This is a genomic window from Shinella sp. HY16, from assembly GCF_028534175.1.
Taxonomy (GTDB): Bacteria; Pseudomonadota; Alphaproteobacteria; order Rhizobiales; family Rhizobiaceae; genus Shinella.
Genome location: NZ_JAHYXL010000002.1, coordinates 1135001 through 1151569 on the forward strand (window position 1 = coordinate 1135001; position 16569 = coordinate 1151569).

Annotated in this window: 14 protein-coding genes; 7 read left to right on the forward strand and 7 right to left on the reverse strand. The window is 63.4% G+C overall.

Annotated elements, in window-relative coordinates:
- Positions 1-49: 49 nt before the first annotated feature.
- From K0P03_RS25775 to K0P03_RS25805, 7 genes are all read left to right on the forward strand, one after another.
- Positions 50-946, forward strand: a complete 897-nt coding sequence (locus K0P03_RS25775; RefSeq protein ID WP_024270781.1) for a LysR family transcriptional regulator — start codon at positions 50-52, stop codon at positions 944-946.
- A 104-nt stretch (positions 947-1050) separates the two neighbouring features.
- Positions 1051-1854, forward strand: coding sequence for a carbon-nitrogen hydrolase family protein (locus K0P03_RS25780; protein WP_272791011.1), 804 nt, complete (start codon positions 1051-1053; stop codon positions 1852-1854).
- 109 nt (positions 1855-1963) lie between these two features.
- Entirely contained in the window at positions 1964-2626 is a 663-nt protein-coding gene (locus K0P03_RS25785; RefSeq protein WP_023513742.1) for an RraA family protein, read from the forward strand.
- Between the two features lie 58 nt (positions 2627-2684).
- On the forward strand, positions 2685-3740 hold the full coding sequence (locus tag K0P03_RS25790) for an ABC transporter substrate-binding protein (RefSeq protein WP_272791012.1): 1056 nt from the start codon (positions 2685-2687) through the stop codon (positions 3738-3740).
- 120 nt (positions 3741-3860) lie between these two features.
- Positions 3861-4934, forward strand: a complete 1074-nt coding sequence (locus K0P03_RS25795; RefSeq protein ID WP_272791013.1) for an ABC transporter ATP-binding protein — start codon at positions 3861-3863, stop codon at positions 4932-4934.
- A complete protein-coding gene (locus tag K0P03_RS25800) occupies positions 4931-5791 on the forward strand; it encodes an ABC transporter permease (RefSeq protein ID WP_272791014.1) in 861 nt (286 codons plus the stop codon). The genes K0P03_RS25795 and K0P03_RS25800 overlap by 4 nt, the downstream gene beginning before the upstream one ends.
- Positions 5792-5803: 12 nt before the next feature.
- Positions 5804-6598 (forward strand): ABC transporter permease, encoded by a 795-nt coding sequence (locus K0P03_RS25805; protein WP_023512292.1) that lies wholly within the window; start codon positions 5804-5806, stop codon positions 6596-6598.
- A gap of 109 nt (positions 6599-6707) precedes the next feature.
- Here K0P03_RS25805 and K0P03_RS25810 read toward each other — a convergent pair whose 3' ends face one another.
- From K0P03_RS25810 to K0P03_RS25840, 7 genes are all read right to left on the reverse strand, one after another.
- The gene (locus K0P03_RS25810; protein WP_272791015.1) at positions 6708-7880 is read right to left on the reverse strand and encodes a M20 aminoacylase family protein; all 1173 of its coding nucleotides are present in this window, start codon (positions 7878-7880) and stop codon (positions 6708-6710) included.
- Between the two features lie 30 nt (positions 7881-7910).
- Positions 7911-9344: an aldehyde dehydrogenase gene (locus K0P03_RS25815; protein WP_272791016.1), complete on the reverse strand. Its 1434-nt coding sequence runs from the start codon at positions 9342-9344 to the stop codon at positions 7911-7913.
- A 116-nt stretch (positions 9345-9460) separates the two neighbouring features.
- Positions 9461-11047: a GMC family oxidoreductase gene (locus K0P03_RS25820; RefSeq protein WP_272791017.1), complete on the reverse strand. Its 1587-nt coding sequence runs from the start codon at positions 11045-11047 to the stop codon at positions 9461-9463.
- Positions 11048-11097: 50 nt separating this feature from the next.
- Positions 11098-12930 (reverse strand): dipeptide ABC transporter ATP-binding protein, encoded by a 1833-nt coding sequence (locus K0P03_RS25825; RefSeq protein ID WP_272791018.1) that lies wholly within the window; start codon positions 12928-12930, stop codon positions 11098-11100.
- A complete protein-coding gene (locus tag K0P03_RS25830) occupies positions 12927-13841 on the reverse strand; it encodes an ABC transporter permease (RefSeq protein WP_272791019.1) in 915 nt (304 codons plus the stop codon). Before K0P03_RS25830 ends, K0P03_RS25825 begins: the two co-directional genes overlap by 4 nt.
- Complete coding sequence (locus tag K0P03_RS25835) at positions 13841-14830, reverse strand: ABC transporter permease (RefSeq protein ID WP_130520143.1); 990 nt, start codon at positions 14828-14830, stop codon at positions 13841-13843. Before K0P03_RS25835 ends, K0P03_RS25830 begins: the two co-directional genes overlap by 1 nt.
- A 98-nt stretch (positions 14831-14928) precedes the next feature.
- A complete protein-coding gene (locus tag K0P03_RS25840; protein WP_272791020.1) occupies positions 14929-16482 on the reverse strand; it encodes an ABC transporter substrate-binding protein in 1554 nt (517 codons plus the stop codon).
- Positions 16483-16569: the final 87 nt, after the last annotated feature.

Sequence of the window (16569 nt, forward strand, 5' to 3'; positions counted from 1 at the left end):
CACCAGCGTGTATATCGAGGGGACACGAAACTCCTGGGATGGACAGGCAATGAATCTGCGCTTCGTCGAAACATTTGTCTGGGTTGCACGGCTCGGAAGCTTCCGGGCCGCAGCCGACCGGCTGAACGCAACTCAGGCCGCCGTCTCCAACCGTATCGCGAGCCTCGAAGCGGAGATGGGCTGCGAGCTCTTCGAGCGAGTGCCGGGCGGGGTGCGGCTATCGACCATCGGGCAGCGCGCGATGCAGCCCGCCGAAGAGCTGTTGAAGGCCGCCACCAGTTTCAAGGTTGCGGTCGGCAGCCCGCAAAACCTACGCGCGACCGTGTCAATCGGCACCATCGATTCCATTGTGCATGCCTGGCTGCCGAACTTCATCGAGCGGGTGAAAGAACGCTTTCCCGCGCTCGGCCTCGACCTCAACGTGGATACATCACTGGCGATCGGCCGTGAGATCAGCGACAGGCGGCTCGATCTCGCACTGCTGATGGGGCCAGTGCTTACCCCGGGCCTCAAGAACATTGACCTCGGCACGATGGAATGCGCCTGGGTCGCGGCCCCCACCTTCCGGCTCGGTGGGCAGGAGTTGCGGCTGCAGGACCTTTCCGCCTATCCGGTGCTCACCTTCTCGCGCAACAGCGTGCCGCATATCTGGCTGCTGCGGCAGTTCGAGGAACTGGGTGTGCAGCCACCGGTCATTTCCAATTCCAACTCCCTTTCTGCCATGTTGCGGCTCGCCCAGGACGGCATCGGCATTGCATTGCTGCCTGTACCCATGGTGGCACCTATGATCGCCAACGGCACGCTGGAGGAACTTGCGATCACGCCGAACTTCCCCGCCCTCAAGCTCCATGCCGTCTATGCGGATGATCCAGAAAATATAATTCCTTCAATGCTTTCGGTGATCGCCAGAGAAGCATCGCTCGACACAACAGGTATTACCGCCTAGCGCAATCACCACAAGTTTTTTCTATCGTGAGCGACAATTCTTTATCGTTTGTCATTCCCGTCATGAGGCTCGACGATGCCTTCGCTGAGACTTGGAGGACTTCGATGAAGATCAGTGTTGTGCAAATGAATTCCGGCTCCGACAAAGCCAAGAACCTTGATGACGCCGAGCGCATGGTGCGCGACGTGGTGGCCCAAGAGAAGCCAGACCTCGTCGTGCTGCCGGAATATTTCGCCTTTCTCGGCGAGGGACGCGATGCCGTGCACGGCAGCGGCGAAAGCTTCCCGGAAGGCAGCACCTATCAGCGCTTCGCCGCGCTTGCCAAGGAACTCAGCGTGACGCTGCATTGCGGCTCGATGGTCGAAAAGGCTGGCAACAACCACTACAATGCCTCGGTCGTCTTCGGTCCCGAAGGCAACGAGATCGCAAAATACCGCAAGATCCACCTCTTCGACGTAGACACGCCCGGCGGTGTCTCCTACCGAGAATCCGACACGATCGGCCGCGGTGAGGACGTGGTGACCTACAAGGTCGGCGACACGACCGTCGGCTGCGCCATCTGCTATGACATCCGCTTCCCCGAGCTCTTCCGGGCATTGCGCGACAGGGGCGCCGACGTCATCGTGCTTCCCGCCGCCTTCACGCTGATGACCGGCAAGGACCATTGGGAAGTGCTTGCCCGGGCCCGGGCTATCGAAACGCAGACCTACTTTGTCGCCGTCGGTCAGGCCGGCGCCCATGCAGACGGCAAGAAATGGTGCTGGGGCCATTCCATGGTCATCGATCCCTGGGGGCACATGGTTGCGCAGTGCTCGGACGGCGTTGGTGCCGCCACGGCCAAGCTTGACCTCAACCGTATCGGCGCCGTGCGCCGCGACGTTCCGGTCGCCCGGCACCACGTCCTCTAGGACATCCCAGCCCTCTGGGGCCGAAAACCCTTCTCTTTGTTTTATGCGGTTCCAAACGCAAAAGTGCCGCGCATTTTTCCCGGAGCCGCCTTGTGGAGCAATTCCTGTCATGTTCGTCGTCAATCCCATGCCGCAGCAAATCGCCCCGGCCCTCATCAGAAAGATGGAGCAGGTCGAGACCGCAACGGTCGGCCACTTCCTGCATTCCGGCTTCATGACCCGCGAGCTTCGCGCCGTATTGCCCGAAAAACGCATCGCCGGCACCGCGGTTACCGTGCGTCTGCCCCACGCCGATTCGACCATCCTGCACTACCTCACCAAACTGGTACGGCCGGGCGACTTCATCGTCGTCGATCGTTGCGGCGACGACAAGCATGCCTGCTGGGGCGGCGTCGTGACCCATTCCATGAAGCTTGGCGGCATTGTCGGCGCGGTCATCGACGGCCCGGCAACGGACTTTTCCGAGATCCGTCGGGTCGACTTACCGATGTGGTGCCGTGGCCCCTCGCCGATCACCACGAAGATTCTTGGCCTTGAAGGAGCAATCAACGTGCCTGTGTCGGTGGGTGGCCAGACAGTAAACCCGGGCGACGCCATCATTGCGGACGAGAGCGGCGTTCTTGTGCTTGAGCCCTCCAGGGCGGAATGGGCGGTGGACAAGGCAATCGGCATGCAGGAAAGCGAGCTCATCCTGCTCGAGCGACTGCGCAGCGGCGAAAAATTGCCCGACATTTCCGGCGCCACGAAAATCGTGGAAGCCTCGGCCGCTTGAAGCGGCTCAATGCGATAAAGAAAATGGGAACAATCGGTTCAAGAGCGGAGGAAAACTCATGACCGCAGTAAAAAACGCAACCCGCGCCGGCCTCACAGCGCTTGCCATGGCTCTCGCCACATCCGTGGCGATGGCCGATACGGTGGTTCTGACCGCCTATTCCGGCATCTTCCAAGAAAACTACGTGAAGGCTGTCGTCGAGCCGTTCATGAAAGCCAACCCTGACATCACCGTGGAATTCTACGGCATGCCGAACTCCGCCCAGATGCTTGGCACACTGCGCGCACAGGCAAGCGCGCCGCAGATCGACATTGCCATCATGGACGTCTCAGTCGCCAAGGCCGCGACCGACGAAGACATCTTCGCGCCCATGGACGAAACAATCACGAAGCATCTTGCCGACCTCTACCCACAGGCGCGTTATGAAGGCGTCAACGCCGTCGGTGTCACCTTCGACAATCTCGTCCTGCTCTACAATACCGACAAGGTGAAACAGGCCCCAACCTCCTGGACCGCGCTGTGGGACGCGCAATATGCCAAACAGGTCTCCATTCCAGCCGTGCCTGACATCCAGGGCACGACACTGACCATCATCACCGACAAGATGGCCGGCGGCACGAACTATATCGAGAGCGTCGAGGCCGGCATCAAGCGGCTGGAAGAACTTGCTCCCCTCGTCCAGACCTGGGAACCGCGGCCCGATGTCTATCAGCCGATTTCCAGTGGTACGGCGGCGATCGGGATCGGCTGGAATGCCCGCGCGCAGGTCTATGCCGACCTCTCGGACGGCAAACTCGGTGTGGTTCTGCCTGAGGAAGGCAGTGGCTTCCAGATCAACGTGATCGGACTGGTCAAGGGCGGGCCCGCGAGCGAGAGCGCGAAGAAATTCATTGATTATGCGCTGAGTCCGGAAGCGCAAGCCGCCTTTACCGAGCAGATGTTCTACGCACCCACCAATTCCAAGGCCGCGGCTCTCATCTCGGAAAAGGCACTGAAGCGCACGGCTGCAGGCGCCATGGACAAGATGATCGACATCAATTGGCTCGAGGTCGCAAAGGTCCGAGACGCCATTACCGAGCAGTGGCGTCGCCGCGTCATTCCGCTCAGCCGCTGATGCCGACCTGAAGCGTTTCCGTCCTCTCGGGGCACGGAAGCGCTTCATCTCTCTGTCTTTCCGCAGTTCCGCCCCTGGAAACAGCTTCGCTCCCTGCCGGAATTGCCCCAGGAGTTCCTCATGCCCACGACTTCCGCTCCCGACGAGCATCTCAGACTGGAAGGGATCGGCGTCAGCTTCGGCGCCGTCAACGTGATCCCTTCGCTCGATCTTTCCGTTCGCAAGGGCGAGATGGTCGCTTTCCTCGGCCCCTCGGGATGTGGAAAGACGACGACACTCCGGATCATCGCCGGCCTCAACAAACCCTCCCGGGGCAATATCATGGTGGGAGGGCGCGACATCACGCACCTTCCCATCCATGATCGCGACATGGGCATGGTCTTCCAGAGCTACGCTCTCTTCCCCCACCTGAATGTATCGCACAACGTCCAATTCGGGCTGCAGATGCGCAACGTCCCCTCCCGCGAGGCGCAAAAGCGGGCGGCGCAGGCGCTGGAGATGGTCCAGCTCGGGCACCTTGCTCATCGCAAGCCCAAGGAGCTATCGGGCGGCCAGCAGCAGCGTGTGGCGCTCGCCCGCGCCCTCGTCATCGAACCGTCGATCCTGCTGCTCGACGAGCCGCTTTCCAACCTCGATGCCAAGCTGCGTGACGAGATGCGCGTGCAAATCCGCGCACTCCAGCAGCAGAGCGGCATCACCGCCGTGTTCGTCACACATGATCAAGTCGAGGCGCTATCGATGTGCGACCGCGTGGTGGTCATGCGCGGCGGTCATGTCGAGCAGTTCGGCACGCCGACCGAAGTCTATGAACGCCCCGCAACGGCCTTCGTCGCCAATTTCGTCGGCCGCACAAACCGCCTCAAAGGCATGATCACAACGGAGAGCACGCTCTCGGGTGCAGGCCAGCAACTCCGCTCGGCCACACGCCTGCCGGCAGGTCCTGTCGACATCCTCGTCCGACCGCACCGCATCCGCCTTGAGGAGACGGGTGAGGCCGACAACAAGGTCCAGGGCACGGTTTCAACCATCACCTTCGTCGGCGACCTCGTGCAGTACGGCGTCAGCGTCAGTGGCGAGGAGATCGTCGTCGAGGAGGCAACACGGCGAGGCCGCAGCCCACTTACAACAGGAGATAGCGTCACGCTCGGTTGGTCGGCCGAAGATACACTCATCTATCCGGCGGGCGAGAAATGAGCGCCGCCGCCCTGCCCCGCACCTGGCGCGACGACCAGCTCGCCGTCGTCCTGCTCCTCCCGATCGCACTCATCAATACCGTCGGCTTCATCCTGCCGGTGCTGAACCTCGCACGGTACTCCTTCAACAAGTCGCGCATCGGCGGCGGTATCGAGCAGGTCTTCACCTGGGAGAACTGGGCGGGCCTGCTCACCGATCCCTTCTATCTCGAACTGGTCGTCAATTCCGTCTGGATCAGCCTCGCCATCACGCTGACGACCCTCGTCGCCTCCTACCCGATCGCACTCTACCTGCACCGTGCGTCCGGCTCTTGGCGAACCTTCCTTACCGTTCTCGTCATCTCGCCGCTGCTGACCTCCGCCGTGGTTCGCACCTATGGATGGATCGCGATCCTGACCGACGACGGCCCGGTGGTCAGCGCCATAAAAGCAATCGGCCTGCCGGCACCAAGCCTGATGTTCAACATCAAGGGCGTCTTCATCGGCCTTACCGAGATCCTCATGCCCTACATGATCCTGGCATTGATGGCCGGCTTCGGCCGGCTTGATCCGCGGGTCGAGGAAGCCGCGCGGACACTGGGCGCGACACCCGCCCGCACCTTCCGCAAGGTCATCCTGCCACTGACACTGCCAGGCATCGCACTTGGCTGCCTGCTCTGCTTTGTGCTCGCCGTCTCATCCTTCATCACACCAAAGCTGATGGGTGGTGGGCGGGTTTTCCTGCTAGCGACCGAAATCTACGACCAGGCGATCGTCACCCTGAACTGGCCGCTCGCCTCCACACTTTCGATCCTCGTGCTCGTCGTGTTCGGCGCCGCACTTTGGGCTTACTCCGCCGTATTGCGACGTCTCGACTAGGAGGTAAAAATCATGGAAATCCACAAGACCTCCTGGCCGATGCGCATCCTCGTCTTCGTGCTGTTCGTCTATCTTCTGGCGCCAGTCATTCTCGTCTTTCCGCTATCCTTCTCCGGCGATCAGGTGCTGCGCTTCCCGCCGTCCTTCTGGTCGACGCGATGGTATTCGGCGCTCTTTGCGAACAGCCAGATGCTGAAAGCCTTTTGGACCAGCCTGTCGCTGGCGGCGATCGTCACGGCGCTCTCAATTGTCATCGCCGTACCGGCCGCCTGGGTGATGACCCGGCTAAAGTTCACAGGGAGGGATCTTCTTTTCAATATCTTCACCGCGCCATTGCTGCTGCCCACCATTGTGCTCGGCCTCGCCATCCTCATCGTCTTCGCCTCCTTCGGGCTGCTGGCGACAATGCAGGGCCTCGTCTTCGCCCATCTTGTCGTGACACTGCCCTATGCCCTGCGTGTGCTCGCCGTTTCGCTCAGCACCCAGGACCGTGCCTGCGAGGAGGCCGCGCGCACGCTTGGTGCCAAACCGCTGACCGTGTTCTTTCGCGTCACCGTGCCGATGCTGAGGCCCGGCATCGTTGCGGCCGCCGCTCTTTGCTTTCTTGTCTCGTTTGATGAAGTGGTAATCACGCTCTTTCTCACCGGTCCACGCATCAGTACGCTTCCGGTCGAGCTCTACAACTATGTGTACAACCAAGCCGACCCGCTCGTGGCGGCCGCCTCCGCGCTACTGATCCTGCTGACGCTGACCGTGATCATGATTGTCGAGCGGGCGATGGGTCTTGGCAAGGCTTTCGTCAAATAGGAGACGGCGAACCCCACCATGAAGTCGCCTTCCACGGTAAACCAGCCTCGGCCTTCGTCCCTCGGCCGTCTTCGCTGAAGATCGGCTTGAGACGAAAACCGATAGGGCCTCAAATCCCGCCCGCATTCGCCAACGACACCAGTTCGATCCAGTAGCTGACGCCGGCGGGGATGACGTCGTCGTTGAAATCGTATTTCGGGTGGTGGAGGCCGGCGGTCTTGCCCTGGCCGAGGAAGATGTAGGCGCCGGGCCGCTTTTGCAGCATGAAGGCGAAGTCCTCGCTGCCCATCATCGGCGCGACGTCGCGATCGACATTTTCGGTGCCCGCCACCGCGGCGGCGGCGGCAAAGGCGATGTCGACATTGGCGTCCGCGTTCACGGTCACCGGGTAGTCGCGCAGATAGTGCAGCCGTGCCGTGGCCCCGAAGGTCCTCGCCGTCAGGTCGACCACCTCGCCGAGCCGCCGTTCCATCAGGTCCTGCACCGCCCCGTTCAGCGTGCGCACCGTGCCCTTCAGCAGGGCGACGTTCGGGATCACATTGTCCGTGAAGCCGGCATTGAAGGCGCCGAAGGAGAGGACGGCGCTGTTCAGCGGATCGACATTGCGCGCGACGATCGAGTGGGCGGCGCTGACGATCTGCGCGCCGACGAGAATGGGATCGATGCAATCGTGCGGGCGGGCGGCATGGCCGCCGCGGCCGTCGATCTCGATGCGGAAACGGTCGGCCGCGGCCATGATGGGGCCGGTGCGCATGCCGAACGTGCCGGCGGCAAGGCCCGGCATATTGTGCATGCCGTAGACCTGGGTGATGCCGAAGCGTTCCAGCAGGCCGTCCTTCACCATCTCGTTCGCGCCGCCGCCACCCTCTTCCGCAGGCTGGAAGATCACCGCGACGCTTCCCGCAAAACGCCGCGTGGCGGCGAGGTATTTCGCGGCACCGAGCAGCATCGCCGTATGCCCGTCATGGCCGCAGGCATGCATCAGGCCGGCGGTCTGCGAGGCATAGCTGCAGCCGGTCTCCTCCATGATCGGTAGCGCGTCCATGTCGGCCCGAAGGCCGATCACGGGTCCGCCGGCGCCGGCCGAGCCATGGATGAGACCGACGACACCCGTCCGCCCGATGCCGCTCACCACCTGGTCGCAGCCGAATTCGGCCAGCTTCTCGGCGACGATGCCGGCCGTGCGGTGCACCTCGTACTGCAATTCCGGATGCCTATGGAAATCATGCCGCCACGCCACGATTTCCTCGAGCATCGGGGCGATGTCCTTGCTGTGCGGCATGGGCGTAACCTCCGGATTTGCTGGCTGCGGTCAGAAGCTGATCGTCTTGTGCTCAATGTAATGGTTGATGCCCTCGGCGCCGAACTCGCGGCCGATGCCGCTCTGCTTGAAGCCGCCGAAGGGCGCCATCAGGTCGGCGGCCGCGCCATTGATCGACAGGCCGCCGGTGCGCACTTTTCGCGCGATGTCGAGCGCGGCCGGCACGTCGCGGGTCCAGACGGAACCGGCGAGGCCGTATTCGGAATCGCCGGCGATCTCCACCGCCTCGTCGATGTCCCGGTAGCGGATGACACTGACGACCGGGCCGAAGATTTCCTCGCGCGCGATCCGCATGGTGTTCGTCACGCCGGTGAAGACGCTCGGCCGGATGAAGGAGCCGTGGTTGATGCCGTCGGGCATGCCATGGCCGCCGATCGCCACCGAAGCGCCCTCCTCGATGCCGAGCGCGATATAGTCGTCCACCCGCTTGCGCTGGCGCTCGGAAACGACCGGGCCGATGAAGGTCTGCTCGTCCGACGGATTGCCGACGACCATCTTGGACACCTCGTCCACCAGCGCATCGACGAACTGATCATGCTGGCCTTCCGACACCAGGATGCGCGTCTGGGCGACGCAGACCTGGCCGTTGTTGGGGAAGGAGCGGTAGCGCAGCGCGCTGACGGTGCTCTCGATATCGGCATCCGGCAGCACGATCGCCGCCGACTTGCCGCCGAGCTCCAGGCTGAAGCGGGCGAGCCGGTCGCTGGCGATGTGCGCGATGCGCTTGCCGACGGCGCTCGACCCGGTGAAGCCGATCTTGTCGACGCCCGGATGGCTGACGAGATGTTCGCTGACCTCGCGGTCCGCCACGAGGATGCTAACCACGCCCTCCGGCACGCCGGCTTCGGCAAAGAGTTCGCCGAGGAACTGGCCGCTGAGCGCGGTTTCCGGCGCAAGCTTCAGGATGACCGTGCAGCCGGCAAGCAGCGCCGGATAGAGCTTGACGAGCGCGACCTGATGCGGCGCATTCCACGGAATGACGGCGGCGACGACGCCGACCGGCGCACGCATCCAGAGGGTCTTCGCTTCGGGAAAACCGTCGCGCGTCGCCTCCCAGGGGTATTCTTCCGCCGCCTTGAAATAGGCGAGGCTCTGGTCGCGGATCAGCGTCTGGATGGCCCGCGTATACCAGAGCGGCGCGCCCATTTCGCGCGAGACGAACTGCGCGAATTCCTCCGCTTTCGCCTCGTAGAGATCGAAGAAGCGGTGCAGCACCGCGATGCGCTCGGCCGGCGTCAGGCGGGGCCAGGCGCCCTTGTCGAAGGCGTCGCGGGCCGTGGCCACAGCAAGGTCGACATCCGCCCGCGAGGCCAGCGGCGCCGAGCCGACCAGCGCGCCGTCATAGGGCGAGCGAACCTCGATGCGCTCCGCGCCCAGTGGTTCCTGTCGACGGCCGCCAATGAAGTTTCCAGTGAAATGTACCATGTCGCGCTCAGCCTGTTCGAAGTTATAGGAAGGGTGTCTCGCCCACGCGCAGGCGCGGGCAAGGTGGAGGATTTCGGTGTCCGGACCGGTGGCCGGACTGTGGTGGGGTCAGATTGTCAGGGTTCTATAAGGTCCGAGGCCCTCTCACCGATCATGATCGATGTGGCATTGGTGTTGCCCGCAATGTGGCGCGGGAAGATCGAGGCATCGGCGACCCAGAGGTTCTCGGCGCCGCGGACCTTGAGGTCCGGCGTCAGCACCGCGCGCGCGTCGATGCCCATGCGGCAGGTGCCCACCGGATGCAGGAAGGGCACGGTCGATTTGCGGATATAGGCCTCATCGGCCGCCGCGCCCGCGCTCGGGTCCGGCACGTCGATGAGGTTGATGACCTGCGAACCGAAGGGCGCCGTCGAGGCGATCTTGCGTACCCAGGCAAGGCCGCGTTTCACGCCGTCGAAATCGTCCGGGTGGTCGAGCAGGCGCGGATAGATGGCCACCGGCGCCAGCGGGTCCTTCGAGCGGAGCTCCAGGTGGCCCATGCTCTTCGGGTGGTTGATGTTGACGAGGATGGTTGTCAGCTTGCGGTTCGGAACCGTATAGCGGCCCTTCTTCTTTACCCAGCCGAAGGGGAAGAGGTGGAATTGCAGGTCCGGCTCCTCGAAGGACGGGTCGGATTTCAGGAAGGCGAGCACCTGCGCCGTCGGCACGCTCATGAAGCCCTTGCGCCGGAAAACCCATTCGGCAAGCGTCTTCACGCCGTTGATCGGCGTCGCCAGGCTGTTGGCCGTCGTCACGTTCATCTCGGCCAGCACGTAGAGGCCGGGATGTTCCATGAGATTGCGCCCGACATCCGGGCTTTCGACGATCGGCTCGATGCCGTGGCGCTTCAATTGCGCCGGATCGCCGATGCCCGACAGCATCAGGATCTGCGGCGAGTTTATCGAGCCGGCCGACAGCACGACGCCCTTGCGCGTCTTGAAGATGACGCGCGTTCCGTCCTTGATCGCCCTGATGCCGACGGCGCGGCGGCCTTCGAAGAGGATGGTCTCGACGATCGTGCCGTCGATGAAGGTGAGATCCGGATTGCCGAGCTTCGGCTTGATGAAGGCCTCCCAGGCCGAGTGCCGCTTGCCCTCGCGCGTCGAGCCCTGGTTCCAGGCGACGCCTTCATGGGAAGCGCCGTTGAGGTCTAGGTTGAGCGGCACGCCGGCATTGACGAAACTGTCGAGGAAGGCCTCGGAGACCGGATGTTTCCAGCGCAGGGCCGAGACGCGCTGGGGGCCGAGGCCGCCGCGCAGCGCATTGTCCTTGTCGTTGTCGGCGGTCTCCATCTTGCGGAAATAGGGCAGCACCGAATTCCAGCCCCAGCCCTTGTTGCCCATGGCTTCCCAGGCGTCGTAGTCCTTCGCCGCGCCGCGGATGAAGATCATGCCGTTGATGGCCGACGAGCCGCCGGGCACGCGGCCGCGCGGCCACTTCTCCACCAGATTGTCGCGGGTCGGGTCCGGCTCGGTCTGGAAATCCCAGTCGTAGCGCTTGTTGCCGATCGTGTGCACGAGCGCTGCCGGAATATGGGTGAGATTCAGGCGTTCCTTCTTGCCGGCCTCGACCAGCAGCACGGAATTCTTCTTTTCGAGAAGCCGGGCGGTCAGCGGGCAACCGGCGCTGCCCGATCCCACCACGATATAATCAAATTCTTTCAAGCCACTCATTCGCTGTAGACCTCTGGCGCTCTAGACTTCTGGATTTTCCGTCACGCCGCTTCGACGATTTTCGCCAGGTGACAGGCGGCGAAGGCTTCCCCGGCCCGCGGTGTCAGCGCCGGATCGATGGTTGCGCATTTCTCGATCGCGAAGGGACAGCGCGTCCGGAAGCTGCATCCCGGCGGGATGTTGATCGGGTTCGGCGGCTCGCCTTCGAGAAGGTATTTTTCCGGGTCGTAGGGCCGCGCCTCGATCGACGGCACGGCGCTGAGGAGCGCGCGCGTATAGGGATGGCCGGGATTGAAGAAGGTCGTCTGGTTGTCGGAAAGCTCGACGACGCGGCCGAGATACATCACCGCGACGCGGTTGCAGACCCGCCGCACCATGCCGAGATCGTGCGAAATATAGAGGAGCGTGATGCCGCGCTCGCGCTGCAATTTCTCGAAGAGTGCAAGCAACTTGGTCTGCTCCACCTGGTCGAGCGCAGACAGCGTCTCGTCGAGGATCAGCAGTTCCGGATCGAGCACCATGGCGCGCGCTATGTTCACCCGCTGGCGCTGGCCGGCGCTGAGCCCCACCGGCAGCTTGTCGTGCAGGTCGAGCGACAGGCCGATTTCCTGCATGACCTGCTCGACCTTCGGCCGGATCGCGCTGCCCGCCATGCCGTGGATCCTCAAAGGTTCGGCGATCGTGCGGCCGATGGTGAAATGCGGCGGGATGGCGTTGAACGGGTCCTGCAGCAGAAGCTGGAAGCGCTTGCGCAGGTCGAGCTGGCCCTTGGCATTGAGCCGCGCGATATCCTTGCCCTTGAACAGGATCTGCCCGGTATTGGGCAGTTCCAGCAGGCTGAGCAGCCGCGAGAGCGAAGACTTGCCGCAACCGGATTCCCCGACGATGCCGAGGCTGTCGCCCTTGTGCACATCGAAGGACACGCCGCGCACGGCATGCACATGCTGCTTGCCGAACAGTTTCGTCGGGTCCTTGGTGCTGTAGACGCGGCTGATGTCGCGCACGGACAGCACCACCTCGCTGTCGAAAATCTTGTCGGCGATCGAGGCGCCGGTGTTGCGCGTGTCTGCCTCCCAGATTTTCGGCAGGTCCGAGATGAGGTTCGCCGTATAGGGATGTTTTGGCGCGCTCAGCAGGTCCTCGAAAGGCTGGTGCTCGACCACCTGGCCGGCGGACAGGACCAGCACCTCGTCGGCGATGTCGTGCAGGGTGCCGAGCGAGGACGAGACGAAGAGGATCGCCGTGTTGAAATCGCGCTGGAGATCCTTCAGCAGGCGCAGGATCTGCGCCGCCACCGTCACGTCGAGCGGCTGGGTGATGTTGTCGGCCACCAGCAGGTCCGGCTGGGTGACGAGCGCATCGACGATCATCACGCGCTGCATCATGCCGCCCGAGAACTGGAACGGGAATTCCTGGAAGCGCTGCGCCGCCGAGGGGATCCGCACCGCATCGAGCGTGCGCACGACCCGGCGCGCGGCGTCGGCCGTGCTGATGCCGGGCTCGACGGCTTTCAGCTTCTCCACGATCTGGTGGCCGATCGGGATGGTCGGGTCGAGCGCGCTGCCGGGATCGGAGCCGATATAGGCGATCTTGCGGCCGCGCAGCGCCTGCATCTGCCGCTGCGGCAGCGTGACGAGATCTTCGCCGCGATAGAGGATCTTGCCGCCGGTGATCTCCAGCGGCCTGGCGACCCAGTTGATCAGCGCGCGCGACAGCACGGTCTTGCCGGAGCCGCTTTCGCCGATGATGCCGAGCACGCGGTTTTCCTCGATGCTGAGGGAAACGTCCCGGAGCACCGGCCGCCTTGCGCCGGAGCCCAGAAGCAGATCGACGGAAAGGCCCTGGACATCCAGGATTTTCGAGGACGTGTTCATTCGACCCCCTGCAGAATCTTGTTGCGCGAACGTTCCAGTGCACCACCCATGAAGTTGATGCCGCACAGCGAGAGGGCCAGCAGCAGGCCGGGCACGGTGGTGATCCACCAGGCGTTCATGAGGTATTTCGTGCCGTCGGCGATGATCGTGCCGAAGGTGGGCGTCGGCGGCTGCACGCCGATGCCGATGAAGCCGAGCGCCGCCTCGAAGATCATCATCTTCGCCACATCCAGCACAGCGACGAAGGCGATCGGCGGCAGGATGTTCGGCGCGATGTGCACGAGCAGAATCCGGAGGTCGGACGCGCCGAGGATCTTGGCCGCCCGCACATATTCCCGCCGCCGCTCTGACAGCGTGACGCTGCGGGCGACACGGGCATAGGCGGGCCAGCCGGCGAGGATGAAGACGAGGATGATGGTCAGCGGCGTCGGCCGCGTGACGCCGAGAATGGTGATCGCCAGGATGACCACGGGGATCGACATCTGCGCATCGGTGAGCCGCATCAGCACCAGGCCGACCCATCCGCCGACATAACCGGCGATCATGCCGATCGCCGAGCCGACGATGAACATGCCGATAACGCTGACGACGCCGATGAACAGCGCGTTGCGCAGGCCGATCAGCGAGCGCGAGAACAGGTCGCGCCCGAGCTGGTCCGTGCCGAAGAGGTAGGGCATGTTCGCGCCGTCGAGAAGCCCGGGTTCGAGGAACTTCTTGCTGACGTTGAACTGCGTCGGCGACAGGTTGAGGAGATAGGGGCCGATCACCGACAGGAGCAGCAGCCCGAGCACGATGGCGAAGCCGATCTTGAAATCGGCGGTGCGCCATGCCTTTGCGAAGAGGCTGGTGCCGGGGCCGCGCTTTCTTGCGACGGCCCTTCCGGCGGGATCGATATCCGTTCCGATAGCCATCAGTACTGCAGCCTTCTGTCAATGGTGGTGGCGGCGAAGTCGACGAGGATGTTGACGACGACGAGAACCACGCAGGCGAGGATGGAAATCGCCTGGATGATCGGGAAATCGCGCTGGAACACCGCGTTGATCATCAAGAGGCCCACGCCGGGGAAGTTGAACACGTATTCGATGAGGAACAGGCTGCCGAGCAGCACGCCGACGGCCTGGATGCCGAGCGTGTTGAGAAGCGGGATCAGCGAATTGCGGAAGACGTGGAAGACGATCATGCGCGACCGTGACAGGCCACGGATCTGGCCGACCGAGACATAGGCCTCCATCAGGTTGCCGCTGACCGACACCGCGATCGAGCGGATGAAGACCGGCGCGAGTTCCACGGCCAGCACGATCGCCGGCAATATGGCGTAGCTGAAGCCCTTGTAGCCGATGGCCGGCAGCCAGCCTGCCTTCGCCGAGACGAGGAAGATCAGCACCAGCGCCAGCCAGATATTGGGCAGCGAGACGAAGATCGAGCTCAGGTAGAGCGCGAAGCGATCCGGCCACTTGCCCGACCGCAGCCCCGCATAGATGCCGATCGGCACCGCCAGCGCCAGCGCGAAGACGAAGGCAAGGCCGGCGAGCAGCAGGCTGTAGGGCACTGCCGTCGCGATGAGCCCGATGACCGACGCCCGGTTGGCGGCGTTGAACGTATCGGCGGCGCGGGTGCCGCCGGTGCTGGCGCCCTGGGCGCTGCGCACGAAAGAACGCCCGAAATCGCCCTGGGCGATCTGCCCGACATAGCGGCCGAACTGCACGAGGACCGGGTCGCGCAGCCCCATTTCCTTGGCCGTCTGTTCTGCGACCGATGGCGACACCATCGGCCCCAGCATGATGCGCACGGGGTCTCCCGGCACCACCCTCAACAAGGTGAAGATGAGCAGTGCCACGAGGAGAACGATGATGAGACCCTGCGCTATTCTTCGCATGAAGAAATCGAGAGCAAAGAGCATGTAGGGTACCCCGCGATGCCGTTACAGTCTGCCGGCGGACCTTTTGTTTCTGCCGCATTATCCGACGCCGAAGCGATGCCGCTTCGGCTGGAAATACTTTAGATCAGGTCCGCCTTGCTGAGATCGATCGGACCGTTCGGGAAGTAATAGGCACCCTGAAGGCCCTTCGCCGCGCCGTGGAAGTTGACGGCGGAAAACAGCGAGAAGCTCGGCGATTTCTGCGCCATCAGCGGGAAGACCTTTTCCTGAAGGATCTTGAGGCGCTCTTCCGGCGTCGCGGCACCCCGCTCCTCGTCGAGCACGGCGTCGATCTCCGGATCGTTGACGCCGGTGATGAGCGCCGCCTTCGAATGCCAGTTCGGGCGCAGCACCAGGTCGGGCTCCGGCGAACCGGTCATCCAGCCCACGTCGCACATATGGCCCTGGCCCTGGCCATCGGCGGCGCGGTAGATCGCCTGTTCCCAGGCGGCCGGCTCCAGCACGGTCAGCTGCACGTTGAAGCCCTGCTCGGCCATCATGGCGGTGATGATCTCGCCATATTCCTTGGTCTTCGGGTAGAAGCCGATCGAGGTAATGTATTCGAGCGGCGGCAGGCCCTCGCCGTTCGGGAAGCCGGCTTCCGCCAAAAGGCGCTGGCATTCCTCCGGGTCGTATTTCGGATAGGTCTCGATATCCTTGAAGCCGAACTTCATCGGCGAGACGAAGCAGCTCGTCGCCGATGCGGCGTCGCCCATCAGCATGAGGATCTGCTCGCGGTCGATCGCATGGCAGGCGGCAAGCCGGATGCGCGGATCGTCGAACGGCGCCTTGTTGCAGCGGAAATGCAGGTACTTGTTCTCGGTGGAGAGGCCGCGATGCCCGACGACAGTGGCGTTGCCGGCGAGCGAGGCATATTGCTCCGGCTCCAGGCGCTCGGCGATCTGGTATTCGCCGTTCATCAGGCCGAGCAGGCGGGTATTGGCATCCGGCACATAGGCATAGACGATCTGGTCGATTTTCGGCCGGCCGCCGTAATAGGCGTCATTGGCCGCCAGCGTGCTGCGATCGCCGACCGTCTCGACATATTTGAAGGCATTGGTGCCGTTCGGACGCTTCTGCAGGGTCGCGGGATCGGCAACGTCCTTGGCCGACAGGATCGGCAGGAAGCTGGAGATGAACCAGAAGGCGGACGCGGGATAGCCATGTTTGGCGGTGCTGAGGCGCACGGTCAGGCGGTCCACGACCTCAACGTCGACGCGGCCCGGATAGAAGGACGCGGCTGGCCGTTCCGGGTTGGAGGCATATTCCATCGTCGCCTTGACGTCCTCGGCGCCGAAGTCCTTGCCGTCATGGAACTTCACGCCGTCGCGCAGCTTGAACTCCAGCGTGTTTGCGTCGATGAGCTGCCAGCTCACTGCAAGGTCCGGCTCCAGCTCGGGGACCTTGCCCTCTTCCATCTGGCAGCGGGTCAGATGGCTGAACACGAACTTTTCGAAGTTCGACTGGCCAAGCGTGGTGTGCGATGTCGGGTCCCAGTTCCCGGTCACCGGCCCCATCGAGGCGAGGACCACGGTCTTCTTCGCCTGCGCTGCGGCAGGCCCCGCAATCGAGGCCAAGCTCGCAGCCGCAACGACAGCACCTGTACTCGCAAGCAATTCGCGACGTGTAATCATGGATAGGTTCCCTTTATCGTTGATCTGCCGGAGGAGAACAGCGGCTTTCCCGACCACCGTCCCCTTCCAATTGCAGCAACGTTAGCA